This is a genomic window from Erythrobacter longus, assembly GCF_000715015.1.
In the GTDB taxonomy this organism is placed as follows: domain Bacteria; phylum Pseudomonadota; class Alphaproteobacteria; order Sphingomonadales; family Sphingomonadaceae; genus Erythrobacter; species Erythrobacter longus.
On sequence record NZ_JMIW01000006.1, the window covers coordinates 174,669 to 197,689 of the forward strand.

A 23,021-nucleotide genomic window follows, 5' to 3' on the forward strand; every position below is an offset into this window, starting at 1 on the left:
TTAGTCCTCCCCTGCGGACAACGCGTCGGCCGCTTCGCGTTCAGAAGCGCTTTCCCCGAACCGCTCATAGAGAATGGGCAACAGAATAAGCGTCAGCAGGGTCGCTGTGACGAGACCGCCGATCACGACGATAGCGAGAGGTTTCTGGATTTCCGATCCTGGTCCTGTCGCGAACAACAGCGGCACGAGACCGAAGGCGGCTATGCTGGCGGTCATCAGAACCGGCCGCAACCGTCTTTCCGCTCCGCGCCGAACCGCTTCGGAAAGCGGCATGCCTTCGTCGCGCAGCTGACGAAAGTATGTGACCATTACCAGGCCATTGAGCACTGCAATGCCGAGCAAGGCGATAAAGCCGACCGATGCAGGAACCGACAGATACTCGCCAGAGATTGCCAATGCGATCATCCCACCAACGGCTGCAAAAGGAATATTGGTGAGGATCAGCAGCGATGCCCGCATCGATTTGAGCGTGAAGAAAAGGATGGCAAAGATCAGCAATATCGAAATTGGCAACACCACCATTAGCCGTGACGAAGCTCTTTGCTGGTTCTCGAACTGACCGCCCCATTCGATCCGATAGCCTTGCGGCAAAGTGACGTTTGCGGCGATATCGGCCCTTGCATCCTCGACATACCCGACCAGATCGCGACCCGAAACAAACGCTTGGACCATGGCGAAACGCGAACCGTTTTCATGCTCGAGTTTGACCGGTCCGTAGACCTGGCTGACATGCGCAACATCGCTTGCTCGGACAAGCTGGCCGGAGGGGGCCCGGTAGACAAGATCGGCGAAAGCTTGTGGAGTGAGGTTTCGCGCGCCTTCGCCTTTCATCACGATCGGAACACGGCGCACTCCATCGGCGACTATGCCGGCGTGAACCCCTTCAACCTGCGCCCGCATCATGTCCTGCAAGTCAGATACGGGCATTCCGACACGGCCAGCAGCAACGCGGTCGATATCGACCAAAAGATAGTCGACCTGGTCGTTCGCGACGGTCATCGCTTCACTTGTACCCTCGATGGTTTCCAGCCGGGCCTGTATCTCGCCTGCGACGCGCGAAAGCTCGTCAAGGTCGGGGCCAAAGAGCTTGATCGCCAAGTCGCCGCGCGCACCGGTAAGCATTTCTGACGTGCGCATATCTATCGGCTGGGTGAATGTCGGCTCGATGCCCGGGAACTGCTCCATCACTGTGCGCAGTTCGTCGAGTAGCCAGTCCTTGTCCTGTACGCGCCATTCCTCGAGCGGCTTGAGCTTGAGGAAGCTGTCGGTTTCGTTCGGACTCATCGGATCGAGGCCGAGTTCGTCGGACCCAACACGCGCGATCACGGCCTCTACTTCCGGCACCTGTTCCAGAATTGCGCGCTGTACCTTCATATCGCCCTCGACACTGTGGTCGAGCGAGATCGAGGGAAGCTTGCTGAGCTGCACGATAATCGAACCTTCGTCCATCACCGGGAGGAATGTCTTGCCGGTGATGGCGTATGCACCCGCCGCCAGCGCCAGCCCGACCCCTGCAACGCCAAATACACGCTTCTTGTGCGCGAAACTTGCTCCCAGCGCCGCAGCATAGCGCGGCGCGATCTTGCGCATCAGCCAGGGCTCGTGCTGGCCCTGTTTGACTTTGAGCATGTAGAAGGCGAGCACCGGGATAAGCGTCAGCGACAGGACCAGCGCGGAGCCAAGCGCAAGCACGATGGTCAGCGCGACCGGCGCGAACAACTTGCCTTCCAGCCCTTCCAGCGTCAGCAGCGGCAGGAAAACCAGCGCGATGATTGCCAGGCCTGAGGCGACTGGCTTGGCAACTTCGACAGAGGCGACGAAGACATTGTGGATCTTGGTGCTCGTTGCGTGCTTGGGATCTGACAGTCTTTCGACAACGTTCTCGACCACAACCACCGCCCCATCGACAAGAATACCGACGGCAATGGCAAGTCCGCCAAGGCTCATGAGATTGGCGCTAAGGCCAATCGACCCCATGAAAATGAAGGCAAGCAGGACCGCCATTGGCAAGGCCATTGCAACGATCACCGAAGCCCGAAGATCGCCAAGAAACAGCAGTAAAAGGATTACGACCAGAACGGTCGCTTCGAGCAGGGCGGTCTCGACGGTCCCAACCGCGCGCTCGATAAGGTTGGAGCGGTCGTAGAAGACGTCGACGTTCATGCCCTCTGGCAGGCTCGGCTGGATTTCCTCGAGCCGTTGCTTGATGCCATCAACGACTTGACTGGCATCCGCTCCTCGCAATCCAATAACAAGGCCTTGAACCGCTTCGGCTTCGCCGTTCTTCGACACTGCGCCATAACGGGTGAGGCTGCCCGTGCGAACGGTGGCAACATCCCCGACACGCATCACCATGCCGTTGTCGGATTTCACGACGACAGCTGCTAAGTCATCGAGCGTGCGGATGGCCCCTGTCGAGCGTACGATCAGTGATTCCTCGCCGCTAGTCAGCCTACCAGCGCCATCATTGCGATTACTCAGCTCAATGGCCTCGGCGAGGTCGGCTGTAGAAAGACCCGATGCCGCCAGGGCCGCGCTATCGGGGGCGACTTCAAAGGTTTCGACATAGCCGCCCAACGCATTGACGTCCGCAACACCAGGCACGGTTCGCAGGGCCGGACGGATCGTCCAGTCAAGCACCCTCCGCTTCTCTGACAGGCTTTGCGGACCTTCGAGCGTGAACATGAACATTTCCGAAAGCGGTGTTGAGATCGGGGCCAGCCCGCCTTCGACCGTGGTGGGCAGGTCGCCCATCACCGCACTAAGGCGCTCAGCGACCTGTTGCCGTGCCCAATAAATATCGGTGCTGTCTTCGAAATCGATGGTGATGTCGGCGATGGCATATTTGGCCACCGAACGCAGGACGGTCTGCTCGGGGATCCCGAGCATTTCCATTTCGATCGGAGTTACAACGCGGCTTTCGACCTCTTCAGGCGTCATGCCCGGAGCCTTGAGGATGATCTTCACCTGTGTCGTGCTGATGTCAGGGAAAGCATCGATGGGTAGCCTTGCAAAAGACCACGCTCCAATGCCTGCGAGTATGAGCGCCAGGCCTATCACCCCCAAGCGAAAGTCGAGCGCCCTTTTTACCAGATTGCGCAGCATGGTGGCCTACTCCGCATTCATGGCTTTGAGTTCCGCAATGCTACTTGCAGCGACAACTTCGCCCGCCTTCAGCCCCTCGGATATCACAGCCTCAGCGCCCGACGTGGCGACGACGGTGACGCTGCGCGGCTTGTAGGCTTTGCCGTCGCGAACGAAGACATGGTCTTCCCCGGCAATCTTGGTCAATGCGCTGGACGGGACAACGACACCATCCTCCGGCGCGCTGACCTTGATCGTTACGCGAACATTGCGACCGGCAACAATGCCCGGCGCACTGCCTATGCTGGCTCTGGCCAGCACCGAGCGAGTGGCCGGATCGATCGAGGGCGACACCGCGAGGATCTGGCCACCGACGGCGATCGGCTCATCACTCCCTGTTGGCACCATGATCTCGACCTGCATGCCGGGCCGAACCCGCTTCGCCTGGCGCTCGGGCAACTGCAGCTCGACCTGATAAGCACCCTCGGCCTCGATTACAAAGGGGGCTTCCATCCCGTCCACTTGGCCGCCTGTAACCACACCCACATGTGCGACACGGCCCGAGATCGGCGTGGTCAGCGTCATGGTACCATCCGGACCGGCCCCGGCGAGCGACACTAGCCGACGCTGCTCAGCGAGGCTGGCGCGGGCCTGCGCCAGCTCGGCATTTGCTTCATCGGCACGGGCCGCCGCGATGATCCCCTCAGCTGCCAACTGCGTCAGGCGCTTTGCTCTGGCTTCGGCGAGCCCGACCGCGGACTGCGCCCTTGCAAGCTCGCCGCGAATCTGGACGGGCTCGGCGGCTCGAACCAGCGCCAGCCGCTGGCCACGGCGCACCGCCTGCCCTTCGATCACGTAAACTCGCACAGCGGCACCGGGGAACTGCGCTGTCACAGCGACGCGCGCTTCTGGCGGCAAAGTAATAGTCCCGGGCACGCTCGCGATCGGTGCCTCGTCAGCTTCCCTCGCGCTAGCGGTTTCGATTTCCAGGCCCGCAAGTGGGTCAGCCGCAGCTGCCTGGGCAGCATTCTCTTCAGCTGAATCTGAACACGCGGAAAGCCCCGCCATACCAGCACAAAGTATTAGAAGGAGGACAGATCGGAAATCCATATCCCTACATTGAAGCAAAAAGCTGACAGGAACTTGTCAGTTTGGCAACTTGTTGTCAGTTTCAGGAACCATATGGATGACTGTTCGCCACCGCGCGAATGAAAGGTTTGATCGATGCGCCTGCTTCTCGTTGAAGATGATGTCGAACTCGGTCGGCGACTGAGCGATCGTCTTCGCAGCGTTGATTTCGCGGTCGAACTTGCGCGAAGCCGCAGCGAGGCAGAGGACTGGCCGGATGTCGACCAGATGGCCGCAGTCATCCTCGATCTGGGGCTCCCGGATGGCGACGGGATCGAATTGCTCAGACACTGGCGCGATCTGCGTTTCGACACGCCGATCGTGATCCTTACGGCAAGAGGCAGCTGGCAGGACAAGGTTGAAGGCCTCAATGCAGGAGCAGATGATTTCGTCGTAAAGCCGGTTCGGTTCGAAGAATTGCTCGCGCGGCTCAATGCATTGTTCCGGCGCCAGCAAGGAACGCGCAGCAATCTAATAGAGGTGGGCGACCTTGCCCTCGATCCCCTGACTCGCGCAGTCGAGCAGCGGGGACAAGCGCTGTCGCTTAGCAAACAGGAATTTAAGCTGTTGCACCTGTTCATGCGCCGCGCAGGCCAAGTGATGTCGCAAGCCACCATTCTCGACGATCTCTACGAGCTTGGAAGCGACCGTGAGCCGAACACGATTGAAGTCCTGGTCGGCCGACTTCGTCGCAAGATCGGGCGCGACCGCATCGCCACGCTCAGGGGCATGGGCTACAGGTTCGAGAAATGACGAAGCGTCTCGTCCCCGGCAGCCTCCGCCTGCGCTTCTTGCTGGCCATCACAATCTGGGTGGCGCTGGGGATTGGCGCGATCTGGTTTTCGGCTGTCGGGATTTTCAGCGCCCATGTCGAGCAGTCCTACCACGAAGAACTAGAAGTCCATGTGCGCGAACTTGCAAGGCTCGCAGAGCTGAATGAGGCAGGCGAGATCCGGTTGAGCCGCCCGTTATCCGATCCGCGCTATGACGTGCCGTTCTCCGGTTTCTACTGGCAGATCAGCGCGGATGGTCTGGAACCCCTGCGATCCCGCTCGATGACCAGAGGCTCGCTCGATGAGCGGATCGCGCACTCACCAGAGATACTTCATACGCTCGACAATGGTCCGACCGGTCCAGCCATCACCTACGGCCTTGTCGAGGAAAGCCCATCGGGACAAGTGATCCATTATGTCATAGCGACCGATCAGAGCGAGCTAGACCGGCTCATCGACGGCTTTACGAGGGACCTCACATTGTGGCTTGCAGTGCTTGGTAGTCTTTTGCTTGCAACCGGTCTTGCGATCATCGGGTTCGGCCTGCACCCCCTCGATCGGCTCTCACGCGCAATTGCCCGCTTAAGGCAAGGTAAGGCCGAAAAACTCGAAGGCGATTACCCAGCCGAGATCGCACCGCTCGTTCGCGATCTAAATGCCTACATCCACCAGAACGCCGATATGATCGCCCGAGCGCGAGTCCAGGCAGGCAATCTCGCCCATTCGCTGCGCACACCGCTCGCCATCATCACCGACGAAGCCGAGCGCCTTGCTAACAATCCGGAGTGTTCGCAAGCGGCTGAGGTCCTGCTGGAACAAGGCAAGGCGATGGAACAACAGATTGCCTATCAGCTTGCCAGGGCGCGATCATCCTCGGGGCAGCCCTACGCTGCGCGTCCCACCCGGACACCCGATGTTGCCGTGCCGATCGTGCGAGCCATGGAGAGACTCCACCCGACCAAGCGCTTCACCGTGAACGCAACCGGCTGCCACCGGCGGATCATTCCGGTGGACTCAGTCGATTACGCAGAATTGCTCTCCATCCTTTTGGACAATGCCGGCAAGTGGGCGCATCATGAAGTCCAGCTGCATTTCGAATGCGAGGCGAGCGGGCCCTTCATCGCGAGAATTTGCGACGATGGGCCCGGCATCGATACCGAGAAGATCGGTGAAGCGTTTCTCCTCGGATCGCGCCTGGATACCAGCAAACCGGGCGCTGGGCTCGGCCTCGCAATTGCGCGCGACATCGCGGAAGCAATCGGAGTAGAGTTGCGCCTCGAAAACGCAGCCACCGGCCTGATCGCTACGGTCGTGTATAGCCCCTCGGACTGCTCCGGGAGCAGCTGATCAGCCGGAGCAGCTACTCACGCTGCTCCGGCCCCCACTCGTGTCTTAGAACCGGGCTGTCACGCGCACCCAGCCGCCTCTGCCTGCGCCTGGCAGGCGCTCGCCAACCGGCACATCCGACGCTCCAACGCGGCTGCGACCGGCAAGATGAGGCTGGTATCCGGTATCGAACAGGTTCTCGACCCCCGCCTCCACCGCAAGGCCATCGGTGAGCGCATATCGCCCAAACAGCCCGACGACTGCGTACCCATCGCTTGGCTCTTCATCATTCGCGAGAGACACGCGATCCTGATCGGCTGCGGCGACGAGCTCTGCTCCGAATGAAAAGCGATCGCCGAGCCAAGCCGCCGACAACCGCAGATTTGCAGGAGCGATCCGATAAAGGTTATCATCGATGTCCCGCCGTTTCCCGCGCACATAACTGGCCGTGCCGGATATCTCCAAGCGCTCTATCGGGCGAACGTTGAAGTCGAGATCTGCGCCGTAAAGCTCGGCATCGACATTGCCGAAGCGTAACGGCGTAGCATCGCCATTCATGGCCGCAATCATTTCGACCGGACTGTCGACGACGCCGATCGTGGCATCGAAAGGCACGCCTTGGATAAAGTCGTCGACCCTGCGATAGAACAGCGTTGGCCGTAGCGAAAACACGTCGTTTTCGAGATCAAATCCCACCTCTGCGATCCACGCAGTTTCGGGGACAAGATCGAGATTTCCGACATAGATGTTGCCATCGGCAAGCCCGAAACTCGCCTCGGTCGGGAGCCAACCGAACCGTTCGAGCAGGCTAGGCACACGCTCCTTGCGGGCTAGTGTCAGGCGCGGCGTTATGTTCCCTAGCGGCAGCCAGGCGCGGAGCACGGTGTCCACGGTTGTCTCCGAGCGGTCGCGATCTGCCGCGCTGAATGCCGCTGCAAGCCCGCGTGGCCCCATCGGCACCGCCGCTCCCAGTTGCGGGGTTCCCGCCGACTGAATCGTGCGATCGAGGCGCGCTCCGAGCTCGAACTCGAGCGCTCCAAGCGAACCGCGCCACTGGGCAAAGGCCCCAACCCGCTCGGATTGCACGTTCGGCTGAGAATCGATGAAAAAAGCTGCATTCGTAGGATTGGTGATCTGCACAAATTTATCGGTCAGCTCCGCATCCGCGCCCATTTCGAAATAGGCCCCGCTGGTCCCGAAACGCAGGGAACCTTCGAGAGTGCTGGTATCCGCATCGGCAAAGGTTGCCCTTGCCTGCATGGGCGCTGCCGCAGGCCGGCGGGTCGTTTGATTGTCCATCAAGTGACGCACCGCGACATGGCCCGCTTTCACGTTAAGAAAGACATCCGATGCGATCTCCCCGCGAAAGCCGCCCTGAATGAAGTCGGTGTCGAAATAGACGATGTCGAGCGCGAAGGGAGGGTTGCCGGTCGGGTCGGTTTCGCTGCGGCGGTATTCGACGAACAGTTCGCCTGGCCCCGCGTGAAAACCGGCATGGGCCCCGTACAGATTGCGCTCAAACGACGTGCCAGCGGCTGTGCCGCCCGGAAAGTCGTAGTCTTCGCCCTCCTCGCGGCTGGCGATCACGCCGAAGCGCACCGTTTCGTTGGCAATCCCTGCAAGGCCGCCCACCGCATAGCTGTCATCGACGCTGCGATACTGGCTGGTGAAGCGGACCTGCGGCGTGAGGCTTGCGCTATCGGTGAACTGTGTCTCGACCAGTTGCGCATTGACTGCGCCAGCAAGCGACGGGCCTTGCGACACGGGCGCCACACCGCGCGCAATGTCGATGCGTTCGACAAGGATCGAGGGCGCGTAGTGTAGCGGCGGGTCCATCGCATTGGGTCCGCCAGAGGCAAACCGCTGGCCATTGACGCGGCCCAGCACACGTTGACCGGCGAGCCCACGATAGGAAAGCTGGCCGGAGAGCGCGCCATTGCCAACAAGTGCGCCGCCCGGCGTGCGCGCAGCGATAGCGACGGCGTCCGCTGGAAGCGCGATCTGTTCAGGGGGCGCGATACCGTCGCGCGATATGGTTTCGGAGCGAGACGCGGTAACGACAATCGTGTCGGTCAACACCGCTTCGGTTTCGGCCTTGGCCGGAGGATGGTCTGCGAGGGCGGGCTGCGCCATGCAGAGCGGGCAGGACGCCAGAAGGGCGGCCCTGCGAAGAGCTTTGGAAGTCATAAAGTTCTCGTGATTTTTCTATTTGCACGCAGCCGCAGGCGTCAGGGCTTGAACCCTCACGCCTTGGCCGATTTGTAACGGGGATCAGCCGCGCTGCGGTGGCCCGCGCAAAGGTGGCCGCAAGCGGCGTTGCGGCGAAACCACGAGAGGTGCAAGAGCCGGCGAAAATGCCAAAGCGGATTCAAGCGTGATGGCAACGGACGTGGGCGGTTCGGGCAATTCACCGGAAAAGGCGAGCGCCGAAAACGCACAATCGACATTGCCACGGCTCGCCCCCAGCTCATCACTATGCTCATCACTGTGCTCATCACTGTGCTCATCGGTATGCGCATCACCATGCGCGCCCGTAACGTGATGCCCCATCGCTGCATGGTCGTGGACCTGCCCGGAAGCGGTGTGCCCCTGACCCACAGCAAGGGAGCGGGCGAGCGAGTTCGTCTCCGGGCAGAGCGTAACGCTAAGACCATGCTCCGAAGGCAACACCATGAAGCCCGCCGGAATGAACGCATTCATCCCCAACGCCATCAAGAGAAGCGTCAGAAGCAGCTGACCCTTACGGGCGGAAAGGCGGGACAAGCGAGTCATGCGTAGCGAAAGGTAAGAGCCATCCAGCAATGAGAAAACCGAGAGGAACCCCCTATGATGAATACACTCAGGAAAGTCGCGCAAAATTGGCAACACCGGGCGCAGGGGTGCGCACTGGTGCAACTTTGGGAGACACACCTGCATCAAATCCGCCAATCAGCGCGCCCAACTCGCGCAAGCGATCTTGGTTGAGGGTATAGAAAACCAGCTTTGCATCCTTGCGCGTCTCCACCAGCTCCGCCTTGCGCAGAACGCCAAGCTGCTGCGAAAGCGCTGGCTGCCCTATACCGGAAGCTTGTTCGATCTCGCCCACATTCATCTCGCCGCCCCTCAACAGCTGGACGATCTGGAACCGCAGCGGATGCGCGATGGCTTTCAATTCTTCGATTGGCGCTTTGTCGGTCATTTGCCTTTACCCGTGCCCTTTACCTGTGGACCTGCCGGTTTCACGCAGGAACCATGCGGTTTCATCTCCAGCCGTGAACACCTCATCGAGGTCCTGTGTGGGCGGCTTGAGCAACGGCTCTCCCGGCTGCCAGTTGGCAGGCGCGAGCGCTTCATTCGCGTCAATCGCCTGAAGCGCATCGAGCATACGCAGCATTTCGGGGATCGAGCGCCCCATATTCGCAGGATAACAGGTCATCGCGCGGATCACGCCCGCCGGATCGATGAAGAATGTGGTGCGCACCGTCGCGCTGTCATTGTCCTTGGGCGCGACCATTCCGTAGGCGCGGCCAATGACCAGTGTCGGGTCCTCGACAATGGGAAAGCGCACCTCGACATCGAAGCGGTCGCGGATCGCGCGCAGCCATGCGAAATGCGAAAACAGGCTGTCCACCGAAAGCGCCATCAGATTGCAGTCGCGCTTTTCAAACTCGTCCGCCTGACGCGCCAGTTCGACAAATTCGGTCGTGCACACCGGTGTGAAATCCGCCGGGTGCGAAAAAAGGATGAGCCAGCGATCCCTGAGCGCTGACAGCTTGACCGGGCCAATCGTGCTGCGCGCCTCGAAATCGGGCGCTGTATCGCCGATGCGAAGGGCGCGCGCACTCTCGGCTGGGGTTTCGTTTGTGTCCATGACGATCCTCTTAGCACTTGACTCCGATAAAGCAATACATATACATACTTTATGTAATCAAAGGAGTTTAGGATGTCTACGCCAGATACAGTTCTCCAGGCAGCAACCGATCAGATCGCTCGTGCGTCCGAGCAAAAAGGGCTACGCCCCTCAATCGCAGGCTTTTTCGACGAAGCGACATATACTGTAAGTTATGTCGTTCATGACCCTGAGACCTGCGAAGCGGCCATTATCGATTCGGTCCTCGACTACGAAGCGGCCGCTGGGCGCACCTCATATGGCTCGGCGGATCGCATTATCGAATATGTCACTTCGAATAATCTGAAAGTGATCTGGCTGATCGAAACGCACGCCCACGCCGATCACATTTCAGCCGCGCCCTATCTGCAGCAAAAGCTGGGCGGGAAACTCGCCATCGGCAAGGAGATCATCCGCGTGCAGGACGTGTTCGGCAAGCTTTTCAACGCTGGCACCGATTTTGAACGCGACGGTTCGCAATTCGACCACCTTTTCACCGATGGCGAGACGTTCAAGCTGGGCAAGATCGAAGGTATTGCACTGCACGTGCCCGGCCACACGCCTGCGGATATGGCGTTCATCATCGGCGATGCGGCCTTTGTCGGCGACACGATCTTCATGCCCGATTTCGGCACTGCGCGTGCGGATTTTCCCGGAGGCGATGCGCGCCAGTTGTTCCAGTCGATCCGGCGCCTGCTTTCCCTGCCCGATGATACGCGCCTGTTCCTGTGCCACGATTACAAGGCACCGGGCCGCGATGAATATGCGTGGGAGTCGACCGTCGGCCAGCAACGGCGCGAGAATGTCCATGTTAAGGATGGTGTGAGCGAAGACGATTTCGTCGAAATGCGCACCTCGCGCGATGCGACGCTGGCAATGCCCAATCTCATCATGCCATCGGTGCAGGTGAACATTCGCGGCGGCCGCTTGCCCGAGCCTGAAGAAAACGGTGTCAGCTACATCAAGATACCGGTGAACGCGGTATGACGGAGCCGTTTGTCCTGACCAGCTTTCCGGACGCAGCGCCGATGGCAGGGCTTGCTGGCGGTGTTCTTATCGGGCTTGCCGCTGCGCTGATGCTGCTTGGCATCGGGCGGATTGCGGGCATTTCGGGCATCACCGCACGCGCAGCAGGCATTTCCGATAGCGGCCTGCCGCGTGTCTCGGCCTGGGCTTTTGTGATTGGGCTTCCGCTGGGCGCGCTTGTCGTGATGCTTGCGAAGGGCGGCCTTCCTGCAAATTTTGCATCGCCGCTTTATCTGGTGGTCGCTGGTCTGATCGTGGGCGTTGGCACGCGCCTTGGCAGCGGCTGCACCAGCGGGCACGGCGTTTGCGGGATGAGCCGTTTCTCGCAGCGTTCCATCGTCGCAACAATCACCTTCATGGTCACAGGCTTTGCCACGGTTGCCGCAATGAATGCGCTTGGGCTGGAGGTGCTGCCATGATGCGCCGTGTCCTTATTCCTGCCCTTTCAGGCTCTATCTTCGGCGCGGGCCTTGCCCTTGGCGGGATGACCGATCCGGCACGGGTTCGCGGTTTTCTCGACCTGTTTGGCGACTGGGACCCCACGCTTGCCTTCGTCATGGGCGGGGCGGTTCTGGTGATGGTCATAGCCTGGCAAATTCAACCCAAATTGATCCAGCCCGTTTTTGGCGGTGATTTCGCCCTGCCCGGCACGCAAGACCTGACGTCGCGATTGATCGGCGGTTCGGCATTGTTCGGGATTGGCTGGGGCATTGCCGGTCTTTGCCCCGGCCCCGGTATTGCGGCGCTTGTGATTGAACCTGTGTCCGCTGCGATCTTCATTGTCGCCATGCTCGCCGGAATGCTCCTCGTTCGCCTGTTTGAAGGAAATGCGTGATGGACATTCGCCAAGTGACCCCCAAATTTTCAGTCGCACCGCAGTTCCAGCCGGCGGACCTTACGGCCCTCGCCGGACAAGGCTTTGTCGCAGTTGTATGCAACAGGCCCGACGGTGAGGAAGACAGCCAACCGGGCGCAGGCGAAATGCGCGAAGCTGCTGAGGCGAATGGCATTGCCTTTCACCACATCCCCGTATCGGGCGGGCAATTTCCCGATGCCGCAGTTGCCGCTTTTCGCGCGGTTCGGCGCGGCACGGATGGTCCGGTGCTTGCCTACTGCCGCACGGGCACGCGCTCAATAACTCTCGATACGCTTGCCAATCCTGACGACATTCCCCCCGCCGAGCGCCTCAAGCGCGCGAGCGATGCGGGATACGACCTCACAAATCTGAGCGATCGGCTCACCTGAAAAGCTTTTCGGAGAACAATCATGTCTGCATCACATACGGTGGTGATCGTTGGTGGCGGATCCGCCGGTATCGCGACCGCAGCCTCACTTCTCAAACGTCGCCCACGTCTCGACATTGCCGTTGTCGACCCGGCCGAAACGCACGCCTATCAGCCAGGATGGACCATGGTCGGCGGCGGCGTCTTCGACGCGAAGAAAACACTTCGCAGCGAAGCCAGCGTGATCCCAAAGGGCGTGGAATGGATCAAACAGGCTGCAACCGGCTTTGTGCCTGACAACAACGAAGTCATTTTAGCGGATGGTTCAAGAGTTCGTTACGAAGCGTTGGTCGTCGCGCCTGGTATTCGCCTCGCATGGGATAAGATTGAAGGACTGGAAGAAACGCTCGGAAAGAACGGAGTGACCTCCAATTATCGCTACGATCTAGCGCCCTACACGTGGGAATTAGTCCAGCGACTAAAGTCGGGCCGCGCCATATTCTCTCAACCAGTCATGCCGATCAAATGCGCCGGCGCACCGCAAAAATCGATGTATTTGTCCTGCGATCATTGGATGCGCAATGGCGTCCTCGGCGACATCGAGGTCGAATTCCGCAACGCCGGGGGCGTCCTGTTTGGAGTGCAAGACTACCTTCCGGCGCTTATGGAATATGTCGAAAAATATGACATCGCATTAAAGCTCAACAGCAACCTTGTTTCGGTGGACGGTGCGGGGCAGACGGCTACGTTCGAGACCGAAGATGGCGAAGTGACGCGGGAATTCGATATGCTGCATGTCGTCCCGCCGCAGGTTGCCCCCCAGTTCCTGGCGGATAGCCCGCTGGCAGCCGACAGTGGGTTCACCGAAGTCGATCAACACACCCTTCAGCACGTTCGATATCCTAATGTCTTCGGGCTTGGCGACGCGGGCAATATGCCCAACGCAAAGACGATGGCGGCCGCGCGCAAGCAGGCTCCGGTCGTCGCCGTCAACGCGCTTCGCCAGCTCGATGGGAAGAGACCAACTGCGGGCTATGACGGCTATGGCTCGTGCCCCCTTACGGTAGAGCGCGGCAAGATTGTCCTCGCCGAATTTGGCTATGGCGGTAAGCTTATGCCGAGCTTTCCCGAGTGGATCATCGACGGGACGAAACCGGCGCGCCTTTCGTGGATGCTCAAAGCAGATGCGCTGCCGTGGATTTACTGGAACGGGATGCTCAAGGGCCGCGAATGGCTGGCGGGGCCAGGCGGATTGATCGCGCAGTAAAGCGCCGGGACGAAGGGCCTTTTGACCATGCTTTCGCGCTATCTTCCGATCCTTGAATGGGGTCGGACATACAACCGGAAGATATTGACCGATGACCTGATGGCGGCGGTGATCGTCACCATCATGCTCATCCCGCAAAGCCTCGCCTATGCGCTGCTTGCAGGATTGCCTCCGGTTGTGGGCCTTTATGCCTCGATCCTGCCGCTTGTGCTTTATGCCATTTTCGGGACCAGCCGCACCCTGGCAGTGGGGCCGGTGGCGGTAGTGTCCTTGATGACCGCCTCCGCAGCGGGAGCGGTGGCGGCGCAAGGGACGGCTGAATATCTCGAAGCGGCGATTACGCTTGCGATGTTGTCGGGCGTGATGCTCGCCATTCTTGGGCTTTTGCGCGCAGGGTTCCTTGCCAACCTTCTCTCCCACCCGGTAATCAGCGGTTTCATCACCGCATCGGGCATCCTCATCGCAACCAGCCAGTTGAAGCATATCCTCGGCATTAAGGCTGGCGGCGACAACTGGCCCGAAATGCTCGGCTCGCTCGCCGCCGCGATTGGCGAGACGAATGTCTGGACGCTGGCGGTTGGTATTCCTGCAACGCTGTTCCTGTTCTGGGTGCGCAAAGGGGCAAAGCCTGCGCTTCAACGCATCGGCCTTCCCGCCCGCGCGGCTGATATGACCGCAAAAGCGGGGCCAGTGGTGGCCGTAGCGCTTACCATCCTTGCCGTGATCGCATTCGATCTTGGCGACAGGGGCGTCAATCTGGTCGGCGCGATCCCGCAAGGCCTGCCGCCCTTTGCCTTGCCCAGCACCGATTTGTCGCTGATCGAGAAATTGTGGGTTCCTGCCCTGCTCATCTCCATCATCGGCTTCGTCGAAAGCGTTTCGGTCGCGCAGACCCTCGCTGCCAAGCGGCGTCAGCGGATTGCCCCCGATCAGGAATTGATCGGCCTTGGCGCTGCCAATATCGCGAGCGCGTTTTCGGGCGGCTACCCGGTGACAGGCGGTTTTGCCCGTTCGGCGGTGAATTTTGATGCTGGCGCGCAGACCCCGGCCGCGGGTGCCTATACCGCCGTGGGTATTGCGCTTGCGACCCTGTTCCTGACCCCGCTTTTGTTCAGCCTGCCCATCGCAACGCTGGCTGCGACGATTATCGTTGCCGTGCTGAGCCTTGTTGACCTCAAAACGCCGGGACGGTTGTGGAATTATTCGAAGGCCGATTTTGCAGCACATATCGCCACAATCGCGATCACCCTGCTCGCAGGGGTCGAGATGGGCGTGATCACAGGGGTTGGCGTGGGCCTGCTCCTTTACCTGTGGCGCGCCAGCCGCCCGCACGCCGCCATCGTGGGCCGCGTTCCGGAGACGGAGCATTTCCGCAATGTCGACCGCCACAACGTCTTCACCGTGCCGCACATCCTTTCGATCCGCATCGACGAGGCGCTGACCTATCTCAACGCCCGCTGGCTTGAAGAATATGTGCTCGAACAGGTCGCGGACCGTCCGGCTGTGCGCCACGTGATCCTGATGTGCAGCGCGGTCAATGAAATCGACGCATCCGGTCTGGAAAGCCTTGAGGCGATCAATCACCGGCTTGGCGATGGGGCAATCGGCCTGCATCTTTCCGAGGTGAAGGGTCCGGTGATGGACCGCCTCAAACGCTCCCACTTCATCGAAGATCTGAACGGGGAGGTTTTCCTCTCGCAGTCCAAAGCTTTCGATAAGCTTGTAAGCGACGATGGCGCGCCGCCAGAACCCGTCGATCACTATGAAGCGCGCGGGCTTATCTGATGCCAGCGATTGCTGACAGGGACGCAAAATGCCGCCGCATCCTCACCCTGATCGACAGCGGACAAGGCGTGTGTGAAAGTTGCCGCGAGGTCGGCATATCAGAAAAGACCTTTTACCGCTGGCGCAAGGACCAGTGTGCAGAGTAGCTTCCTGCTACCAAGACGGCACACGTATCGAAGGAAGGATTTGGCTATGGAAATCAACATCGGAATTGATGACGCTGGACGCGAGAAATCATCGACGGCGCTCAAGAAGCTGCTCGCAGACACCTATACGCTCTATCTCAAGACCCACGGCTATCACTGGAATGTCGAGGGGCCGCATTTCCAGCAATTGCACCTGCAATTCATGGAGCAATACACCGAAATGTGGACCGCGGTTGACGAACTGGCAGAGCGCATCCGCGCGCTTGGCCATTATGCGCCCTCTTCCTATTCGGAAATGAGCGGGCTTTCCTCGATCAAGGAAGAAACCGGCAATCCTGACTGGCATGCAATGGTGACCAACCTTGCCAAGGGCCACGAACAGGTCGCCAACACCGCGCGGGAGGTTTTGCGGGTTGCCGAAGAGATCGGGGATGAGGCGACACTGGACGTGGTCGCGCCAAGGCTCACCTTGCACGAGAAGACCGCATGGATGCTGCGCGCAACTGCGAACTAGACTGAAAGACACCATCGATAGGCGCGGCGCAAGGCTTGCCCGAGGCAGCCCTGCGTCGCGCCCTTGTCATCTCAATTACATATTTATATATATCGAAGCCTGGAAACAGGCAAAATGTCGCCTTTTTCGCTCCATATTCAGCCCATACGCCCAAATCGATAACTTCGATTACATTAAGTAATAAATTGTAATTGCAGTCTCTAGCCACCACTGCTAGGCCATCTTTCACGAAAGGTGGTCGCAATGGCTGGCCAAAAAACTCTTCTCGCACTGGGTGCGCTTCTGCTTGGCAGTGGATGCGCCAGCACGGTTGCGGCGGACCCATCAACCGCAGATGGCGAAGCCTTGCTGATGGCGCTGGACGATGAATATCGCGCAGAGGCAACTTATGCCGCAATCCTCGACGCCTTTGGCGAGGTGCGCCCGTTCGTGAACATCATCGAGGCCGAGCGGCGTCATGCGGATTGCGCCAAGGCTGAATTGGACCGCCTCGGCATCACTTACGAAAGCACCAACCCCTATTTGGGTTCAATTGCTGCCCCCGCCACATTGCTGGAGGCCTGCGAACAGGGCGTGACCGCTGAAATTGAAAATATCGAGCTCTACGACCGGATTATTCCGGCAGTTGAGGACGAACAGGTCCGCGAAATCCTGGGCCGGTTGCAATGGGCCTCGCGCGAGCGCCACCTCCCCGCGTTTGAGCGATGCGTCGCACGCGGCGGCGTAATGGGGCGTGGCAAAGGTCATGGCCAAGGACGCGGCAAGGGTCGCGGACAGGGACAGGGAGAGGGGCACGGGCCCCGCAACTGATCCCTTGCATCATCACATCTTGAAAAAAGGAATTTCCCCATGTCTCTTCACATCGGCGACACCGCCCCCAATTTTACAATTGCCACCACCAAAGGTGAGATCAATCTCCACGATTGGTCCGGCGACAATTGGGTTTTCTTCTTCAGCCACCCGGCAGATTTCACCCCTGTCTGCACCACCGAAATGGGTATGACAGCCAAGCTCGCCGCCGAGTTTGAAGCGCGCGGCGTGAAGCCGCTTGGCCTTTCAACCGATACGGTTGAAGAGCACCTGGAGTGGGTTAAGGATGTCGACGAAACCCAAGGCGTCACCCTTGATTTTCCCATTGTCGCAGATCCCGATCTTGAGATCGCGAAACTCTACGACATGATCCACCCGGATCAGAGCGAAACGGCAGCGGTGCGTTCTGTCTTTATCATTGATCCATCGAACAAAATCCGCCTCGTGATGACCTATCCGATGAGCGTGGGGCGCAATTTTGACGAGATCCTGCGGGTGATCGACAGCCTGCAAATCAGTGATCGCGCTGGCGTTGCAACGCCGGCAAACTGGCTGCCGGGCGATGACGTTATCATCCCGCCATCGCTCAGCGACGAAAAAGCGCGCGAGAAGTTCCCGCAAGGTTTCAAGACCATCAAACCTTACCTACGCACCACTCAGGTAGCCTGAGGGTGCAGGATGCGCCCGCCCACCCCCCGGCGCGGGCGCATCCACTCTGAACATCTGAACGCCAAATCTTCGATAAGGCACGAACATGCTTGAACATTTCGACGCACTGCTGCTTGCGCGCATCCAGTTCGCCTTCACAGTAAGCTTTCACTTCTTCTTTCCCGCCTTTTCGATCGGGCTGGCGAGCTATCTCGCCGTTCTTGAAGGGCTGTGGCTGAAGACCGGCAAGCAAGTCTATCTCGACCTGTTCAAATACTGGCTCAAGATATTCGCCATCGCCTTTGCCATGGGCGTCGTCTCTGGCATCGTGATGAGCTATCAGTTCGGCACCAACTGGTCGGTGTTTTCCGATGTGGCAGGGCCGGTGATCGGGCCGCTCATGGCTTACGAAGTGCTGACAGCTTTCTTCCTTGAGGCAGGCTTTCTTGGCGTCATGCTGTTCGGCATGAACAAGGTGGGCAGGAAACTGCACTATACCGCAACGCTGATGGTTGCGTTTGGCACGTTTGTCTCGGCCTTCTGGATCCTGTCTGTGAACAGCTGGATGCAAACGCCGGTGGGTCACATCATCGGCGAAAATGGCCAATTCCTTCCTGGCGGAAGCTGGTGGGACATCGTCTTCAACCCAAGCTTCCCCTATCGCCTCGTGCACACGGTGATGGCGGCCTATCTCACCACGGCCTTCGTGGTCGGGGGCGTGGGCGCATGGCACCTTTTGAAAGAGCGTAAAGACGGCTCTGCCAACCCGCACGCGCGCAAGATGTTCTCGATGGCGATGTGGATGGCGGCTATCGTTACCCCTGTACAAATCTTCGCAGGCGACCTTCACGGCCTCAACACTCTTGAGCATCAACCCGCCAAGGTGATGGCGATGGAAGGGCATTTTGACAGCCATCCCGAAGGCGCGCCCCTGATCCTTTTCGGTATCCCCGACAGCGAGGAAAAGACCGTCAAATATGCCATCGAAATTCCCAAGGCATCCTCGCTTATTCTCAAGCATGACCTGAACGCGCCGATGGACGGGCTCGATACGATCCCGGATGATGAAGAGCCGCCTGTGGGCATGGTTTTCTGGTCATTCCGCATCATGGTCGGGATCGGCTTTGCGATGTTGGGTATTGGCCTTTGGAGCCTTTATGGCCGCGCGCGAAAGAGGCTTTACGATATGCCGTGGCTTCATCGTGCCGCCGTCCTCATGGCGCCCAGCGGCTTTGCAGCCGTGCTGGCAGGATGGATCACCACAGAAGTGGGACGACAGCCTTACGTGATCTATGGCCTCTTGCGCACAGCCGATGCGGCAAGCCCGCTTGATGCGCCTGCGGTCGCCGCTTCGCTGCTTGCCTTCATCATCGTTTATTTCACCGTCTTCGGGATCGGCGTGTGGTACATCCTGCGCCTCATGAGCAAGACCCCGCATTCTGGCGAACCCGATGCGATGGAGGGCGATTCCGGCCCTATCCGTTCGGCAGGGATTACGCCTGGACCAACGCAAAATCCGGGGCATGACGAACCCCTTCCCGCGAACAAGGAGGACGTGTGATGGACCTGACAGTCATCTGGGCATTTATCATCGCCTTCGCCGTCTTCGCCTATGTCGTTATGGACGGGTTTGATCTTGGCATCGGCATCCTGTTCCCAACCGTGCGCGTAGGTCAGGGCCGCGACCGGGCGATGAATTCGATCGCGCCTGTCTGGGACGGGAACGAGACGTGGCTGGTGCTTGGCGGAGGCGGGCTGTTTGCCGCTTTCCCGCTTGCCTATGCGGTGATCTTGCCTGCCACCTATCCGCTTATCATCGCCATGCTTTTGGGTCTGGTGTTTCGCGGTGTGGCGTTCGAATACCGCTGGCGCGATCCCGGTCACCGCGCATTCTGGGACGCGGCCTTCTTTGGCGGTTCGCTTGTCGCGGCAATGGCGCAGGGAATGACGCTGGGCGCGCTTTTGCAGGGGATCGAAGTGGTCGATCGCAGCTATGCGGGCAGCTGGTTCGACTGGCTCACGCCCTACACCCTGCTTTGCGGGCTTGGCGTTGTCGCTGGCTATGCGCTTTTGGGCAGCACATGGCTGATCTGGAAGCTGGATGGCGGCGCACAGAAACACGCCCGTTACCTCGCGCTTCGCGCAGCGATTGCGACCATCGTGCTGATGGGCGCGGTCAGCCTCTATAACATCTTCCTCAACGCCGAATATGCCGACCGCTGGCTCACCGCGCCCGAAATCTATTTCGCAGCGCCCGTGCCGATCCTCACCGGTCTTATTGCCCTCTCGATGATCCATGCGATCCGTAAGGAGCGCAACAGCAAACCCTTCTGGCTGGCGATTGCGCTGTTCTTTGCCGGCACGGTGGGCCTTGGCGTCACCATGTGGCCCTATGTCGTGCCCCCCGGCGTCACGATCTGGGATGCAGCCGCTCCCGAAAGCAGCCAGATTTTCATGCTGGTGGGTGTTGCGATCACCATGCCGCTCATCATCGGCTACACCGCCTGGGCCTATTGGGTGTTCAGGGGCAAGGTGGATGACGAGGGGTATCATTGATGCCGCGCCCGGACACTAAACCCCAGTCACCCCTTTGGAAGCGCCTCGCGTGGATGGCCGCAATATGGTTGGCAAGTGTAACGGTGCTGGGCGTGGTGGCGATGATTATCCGCTTCTGGCTCAAGGTTTGACGGCAAAGGAGATCCGCCCATGCAGTTCAATCAATGCAAGCACGCCCTTGCTCTTATAGCAGCGAGCAGCGCACTTGGTCTGGGCGGGTGTTCACAAGACACCTCCACCGAGGAGAGCGACACAGAACAGGCCGCTTTCCTGAACCAGTCGCAAAAGGTCACTGCGCAGTTTCAATCCGAACTCCAGACGACGCTTTCGACAGCGATTGGCGAAGCGGGAGCGGTGGGAGCAATCGGCGTGTGCCAATCGGCGGCGCCTGCCATTGCGCAGCGGCTGTCTGAAGAAAGCGGTCTTGCCGTCAGCCGCATCGCGCGCCGCAATCGCAATGCAAACGGCGGCCTCCCGCTTGGGCTGGAGCCGCTTTATGCAAAACTTGAAGCAGCGCCGCTGGACAATGGCGCCCCGCGCAATGTTCACGGAACGGTGGATGGCGCAATGGTCTATCTGCAAGCGATCCCGATGAAGGAGCAGCCGTGTTCTGCCTGTCATGGGACCAACATCGATCCAGTGATCATCAATGCCATTGCCAAAGCCTATCCCGGCGACCTTGCCACCGGATTTGAGCCGGGCGAACTTCGCGGCGCTTTTCTTGTGAGCAAGCAGGAAGCGCCCTGAACGCGCCTTCGCCCACGGGTGTTCAACGATAAAGACAATTTGAGAAAGAGGAATTTGCCATGCTGCTCGAAAAGATCAAAACGCCCGGCCTCTCGCACCTGTCCTACCTTATCGGTTCCGGCGGCAAGGCGGCGGTGATTGATCCGCGCCGCGATTGCGAAATCTATCTTGAAAAAGCGCGCGCCGAGGGGCTGGAGATTACCCATATCTTCGAAACGCACCGCAATGAGGACCTTATCACCGGCTCCCCCGTTCTCGCTGAGATGACAGGGGCAAAGGTGCTGCATGGCCCCAACGCTGCGGGCGAAATTGCTTTTGCGCAAACAGCGCGCGAGGGCGATACATTTGAAATCGGTCAACTCACCATCGAGGTGCTGGAGACACCGGGACACACCGACGATCACCTCGCCTTTGTCATCCATGACCGCGAATATGCCGATGGTCCGGTGGGTGTGTTCACGGGCGATGCGCTGTTCGTGGGCGATGTCGGGCGCACCGACTTTTACCCCGACCGCAAGCGCGAGGTCGCAGGGCTGCTTTACGATTCGCTGCAAAAGCTGCTCGCGCTCGGCGATCAGGCCATCCTCTACCCCGCGCACGGGGCAGGCTCTGTCTGCGGCTCGGGCATGGCGGAGCGTGAATTTTCGACCATCGGCCACGAACGCCGCAACAACCCGCGCTTGCAGATTGGCGAGCGCAAGGCGTTTGTCGAAGCGAAAATCGCGGAGAATCACTACCAGCCGCCCTATTTCCGCCTGATGGAACGCCTGAATATCGAAGGGGCACAAGCGGCCCCTCGCGTTGTCCGGCCCAAACGGCTGACCTTGCCGGAAATGCGCAGAGCAACAGCCGACCACGTCATCGACCTTCGCGAACCGCTTGCCTATGCGGGCGCTCATTTTCCGGGTTCGATGTGCCTGCCCGTCGGCATGATTTCCGCCTTCGCCGGATGGTTCATCCGCGAGGGCGAGACGATCCTTCTGGTGGGATCGGACGAGGAACAGCTTTCCAGCGCCATGTCGCACCTCACCCGCATCGGGCTCGACAATGTTATCGGCGGTTACAATGGCGTTGTGCCGGCGGCGGGCAATGGCGTTGCCATGAACACGATCCCCATGGTCGATACCGATACGGTCAAATCGCGGCTTGAGGGCTCTGACGCGGGTTGGACCCTGCTCGATGTGCGCGACGCGGACGAGCGCGAAGCCGCTGCGATCGACGGTTCCATGCACATCTATGTTGGCGAACTCAACGAACGGTGGAGCGAGCTCGACAAGGACAAATCATACACCCTCATGTGCGCAAGCGGTATGCGCGCCACCGTCGCAGCAGGCTGGCTTGCAAGTCGGGGATTTGGCAATATTGATGTCTATCTTGGATCAATGGGCGCATGGAAGGCAGCGAATGGCTGATGCGATTGGCGCGCTGATTCAATTGATGGGTAAAAGTTCCGGGACGAAAGGTTCTCAGGAGAGGATATAGGATGAAACTGCTGATCCCCCCTCCCATTGTGACAGCAATCTGCGGGCTCGCCATGTTGGGCATTGCGCAATTTTTTCCGCAGACACAGCTCACCTTTCCCTTTCAGGCACTTGTTGCCGTCGCCTTTATCGTGGCCGGTCTTGCCATCGCCCTTGTTTCAGTCGGTGCCTTTCGAAAAGCGAAGACGACCGTCACGCCCCTTGCTCCTGAAAAAGCTTCGAGCCTCGTTGTGACAGGCCTTTACCGCTACACTCGAAATCCGATGTATCTGGGGATGCTCTTGATACTTTGCGGTGTTGCGGTCTGGTTGGGTTCCCTTGCGAACGTGATCGTCCTTATCGCATTCGTGGCCTATATAACCGCGTTTCAGATCGTGCCGGAAGAGGCGCGATTGTCGCAAGTCTTCGGCACGGGCTATGAAAGCTACAAGGCGCGGGTCCGGCGCTGGCTGTAGATGGAAAGCTGACCACACTTGCGAGCTTGCGATCAAGTGGCGGTTCAGGAACGGATTTTGTTTCCCAGTTCAATTCCCAGAATCTGACGCTCTTCATGCGGCCCAGTTTCAGTCGAACCATCAAAGGCCGATATCGAACGGCTTTGACCCGCCCCTTGGTTCGCTCAGGTGCCTTCTCGGGTTC

The 23,021-nt window shown here is 59.6% G+C and carries 24 protein-coding genes; 18 read left to right on the forward strand and 6 right to left on the reverse strand.

Features of this window, described 5'->3' with window-relative positions:
• Complete coding sequence (locus tag EH31_RS12935) at nucleotides 1-3,105, reverse strand: efflux RND transporter permease subunit (RefSeq protein ID WP_034960932.1); 3,105 nt, start codon at nucleotides 3,103-3,105, stop codon at nucleotides 1-3.
• Nucleotides 3,106-3,111: 6 nt separating this feature from the next.
• Entirely contained in the window at nucleotides 3,112-4,152 is a 1,041-nt protein-coding gene (locus EH31_RS12940; RefSeq protein ID WP_051699248.1) for an efflux RND transporter periplasmic adaptor subunit, read from the reverse strand.
• 156 nt (nucleotides 4,153-4,308) lie between these two features.
• Here EH31_RS12940 and EH31_RS12945 point away from each other — a divergent pair, with 156 nt between their 5' ends.
• On the forward strand, nucleotides 4,309-4,965 hold the full coding sequence (locus EH31_RS12945; RefSeq protein WP_034960935.1) for a response regulator: 657 nt from the start codon (nucleotides 4,309-4,311) through the stop codon (nucleotides 4,963-4,965).
• Nucleotides 4,962-6,332, forward strand: a complete 1,371-nt coding sequence (locus EH31_RS12950) for a sensor histidine kinase (RefSeq protein WP_051699249.1) — start codon at nucleotides 4,962-4,964, stop codon at nucleotides 6,330-6,332. The genes EH31_RS12945 and EH31_RS12950 overlap by 4 nt, the downstream gene beginning before the upstream one ends.
• Nucleotides 6,333-6,377: 45 nt before the next feature.
• On the opposite strand, the gene EH31_RS12955 is transcribed toward EH31_RS12950, so the two are convergent.
• The 4 genes from EH31_RS12955 to EH31_RS12970 form a co-directional block, all read right to left on the reverse strand.
• Nucleotides 6,378-8,498 carry a TonB-dependent receptor gene (locus EH31_RS12955; RefSeq protein ID WP_034960937.1) on the reverse strand — a complete coding sequence of 707 codons (2,121 nt, stop codon included), beginning with the start codon at nucleotides 8,496-8,498 and terminating at the stop codon, nucleotides 6,378-6,380.
• 84 nt (nucleotides 8,499-8,582) lie between these two features.
• Nucleotides 8,583-9,083 (reverse strand): hypothetical protein, encoded by a 501-nt coding sequence (locus EH31_RS12960; protein ID WP_206742037.1) that lies wholly within the window; start codon nucleotides 9,081-9,083, stop codon nucleotides 8,583-8,585.
• Nucleotides 9,084-9,150: 67 nt separating this feature from the next.
• The gene (locus EH31_RS12965; protein WP_034960940.1) at nucleotides 9,151-9,489 is read right to left on the reverse strand and encodes an ArsR/SmtB family transcription factor; all 339 of its coding nucleotides are present in this window, start codon (nucleotides 9,487-9,489) and stop codon (nucleotides 9,151-9,153) included.
• A gap of 6 nt (nucleotides 9,490-9,495) precedes the next feature.
• Nucleotides 9,496-10,161 (reverse strand): peroxiredoxin, encoded by a 666-nt coding sequence (locus EH31_RS12970; protein ID WP_034960942.1) that lies wholly within the window; start codon nucleotides 10,159-10,161, stop codon nucleotides 9,496-9,498.
• 72 nt (nucleotides 10,162-10,233) lie between these two features.
• Here EH31_RS12970 and EH31_RS12975 point away from each other — a divergent pair, with 72 nt between their 5' ends.
• The 16 genes from EH31_RS12975 (at nucleotide 10,234) to EH31_RS13045 (ending at nucleotide 22,837) form a co-directional block, all read left to right on the forward strand.
• On the forward strand, nucleotides 10,234-11,166 hold the full coding sequence (locus EH31_RS12975) for an MBL fold metallo-hydrolase (protein ID WP_034960944.1): 933 nt from the start codon (nucleotides 10,234-10,236) through the stop codon (nucleotides 11,164-11,166).
• Entirely contained in the window at nucleotides 11,163-11,624 is a 462-nt protein-coding gene (locus EH31_RS12980; protein WP_034960948.1) for a YeeE/YedE family protein, read from the forward strand. The genes EH31_RS12975 and EH31_RS12980 overlap by 4 nt, the downstream gene beginning before the upstream one ends.
• Entirely contained in the window at nucleotides 11,621-12,040 is a 420-nt protein-coding gene (locus tag EH31_RS12985) for a DUF6691 family protein (protein WP_034960950.1), read from the forward strand. Before EH31_RS12980 ends, EH31_RS12985 begins: the two co-directional genes overlap by 4 nt.
• Nucleotides 12,040-12,450 carry a TIGR01244 family sulfur transferase gene (locus EH31_RS18100; RefSeq protein ID WP_034960952.1) on the forward strand — a complete coding sequence of 137 codons (411 nt, stop codon included), beginning with the start codon at nucleotides 12,040-12,042 and terminating at the stop codon, nucleotides 12,448-12,450. Before EH31_RS12985 ends, EH31_RS18100 begins: the two co-directional genes overlap by 1 nt.
• Before the next feature lie 21 nt (nucleotides 12,451-12,471).
• Nucleotides 12,472-13,695 (forward strand): FAD-dependent oxidoreductase, encoded by a 1,224-nt coding sequence (locus EH31_RS12995; RefSeq protein WP_034960954.1) that lies wholly within the window; start codon nucleotides 12,472-12,474, stop codon nucleotides 13,693-13,695.
• 27 nt (nucleotides 13,696-13,722) lie between these two features.
• Nucleotides 13,723-15,480: a SulP family inorganic anion transporter gene (locus EH31_RS13000; protein ID WP_034960957.1), complete on the forward strand. Its 1,758-nt coding sequence runs from the start codon at nucleotides 13,723-13,725 to the stop codon at nucleotides 15,478-15,480.
• The gene (locus EH31_RS18170; protein ID WP_081853397.1) at nucleotides 15,480-15,626 is read left to right on the forward strand and encodes a helix-turn-helix domain-containing protein; all 147 of its coding nucleotides are present in this window, start codon (nucleotides 15,480-15,482) and stop codon (nucleotides 15,624-15,626) included. Before EH31_RS13000 ends, EH31_RS18170 begins: the two co-directional genes overlap by 1 nt.
• 46 nt (nucleotides 15,627-15,672) lie before the next feature.
• Nucleotides 15,673-16,140, forward strand: coding sequence for a Dps family protein (locus tag EH31_RS13005; RefSeq protein ID WP_034960959.1), 468 nt, complete (start codon nucleotides 15,673-15,675; stop codon nucleotides 16,138-16,140).
• Between the two features lie 243 nt (nucleotides 16,141-16,383).
• On the forward strand, nucleotides 16,384-16,950 hold the full coding sequence (locus tag EH31_RS13010; protein WP_199797038.1) for a ferritin-like domain-containing protein: 567 nt from the start codon (nucleotides 16,384-16,386) through the stop codon (nucleotides 16,948-16,950).
• Nucleotides 16,951-16,989: 39 nt separating this feature from the next.
• Nucleotides 16,990-17,619: a peroxiredoxin gene (locus EH31_RS13015; protein ID WP_034960962.1), complete on the forward strand. Its 630-nt coding sequence runs from the start codon at nucleotides 16,990-16,992 to the stop codon at nucleotides 17,617-17,619.
• Nucleotides 17,620-17,704: 85 nt separating this feature from the next.
• Nucleotides 17,705-19,159, forward strand: coding sequence for a cytochrome ubiquinol oxidase subunit I (locus tag EH31_RS13020; protein WP_034960964.1), 1,455 nt, complete (start codon nucleotides 17,705-17,707; stop codon nucleotides 19,157-19,159).
• Nucleotides 19,159-20,154, forward strand: a complete 996-nt coding sequence (cydB, locus tag EH31_RS13025) for a cytochrome d ubiquinol oxidase subunit II (RefSeq protein WP_034960967.1) — start codon at nucleotides 19,159-19,161, stop codon at nucleotides 20,152-20,154. The genes EH31_RS13020 and cydB overlap by 1 nt, the downstream gene beginning before the upstream one ends.
• On the forward strand, nucleotides 20,154-20,285 hold the full coding sequence (locus EH31_RS13030) for a DUF2474 domain-containing protein (RefSeq protein WP_034961294.1): 132 nt from the start codon (nucleotides 20,154-20,156) through the stop codon (nucleotides 20,283-20,285). Before cydB ends, EH31_RS13030 begins: the two co-directional genes overlap by 1 nt.
• Nucleotides 20,286-20,304: 19 nt before the next feature.
• On the forward strand, nucleotides 20,305-20,901 hold the full coding sequence (locus tag EH31_RS13035; RefSeq protein ID WP_081853398.1) for a c-type heme family protein: 597 nt from the start codon (nucleotides 20,305-20,307) through the stop codon (nucleotides 20,899-20,901).
• Between the two features lie 59 nt (nucleotides 20,902-20,960).
• Nucleotides 20,961-22,313: an MBL fold metallo-hydrolase gene (locus tag EH31_RS13040; protein WP_034960969.1), complete on the forward strand. Its 1,353-nt coding sequence runs from the start codon at nucleotides 20,961-20,963 to the stop codon at nucleotides 22,311-22,313.
• Between the two features lie 71 nt (nucleotides 22,314-22,384).
• Nucleotides 22,385-22,837 carry a methyltransferase family protein gene (locus tag EH31_RS13045; RefSeq protein ID WP_034960970.1) on the forward strand — a complete coding sequence of 151 codons (453 nt, stop codon included), beginning with the start codon at nucleotides 22,385-22,387 and terminating at the stop codon, nucleotides 22,835-22,837.
• Nucleotides 22,838-23,021: the final 184 nt, after the last annotated feature.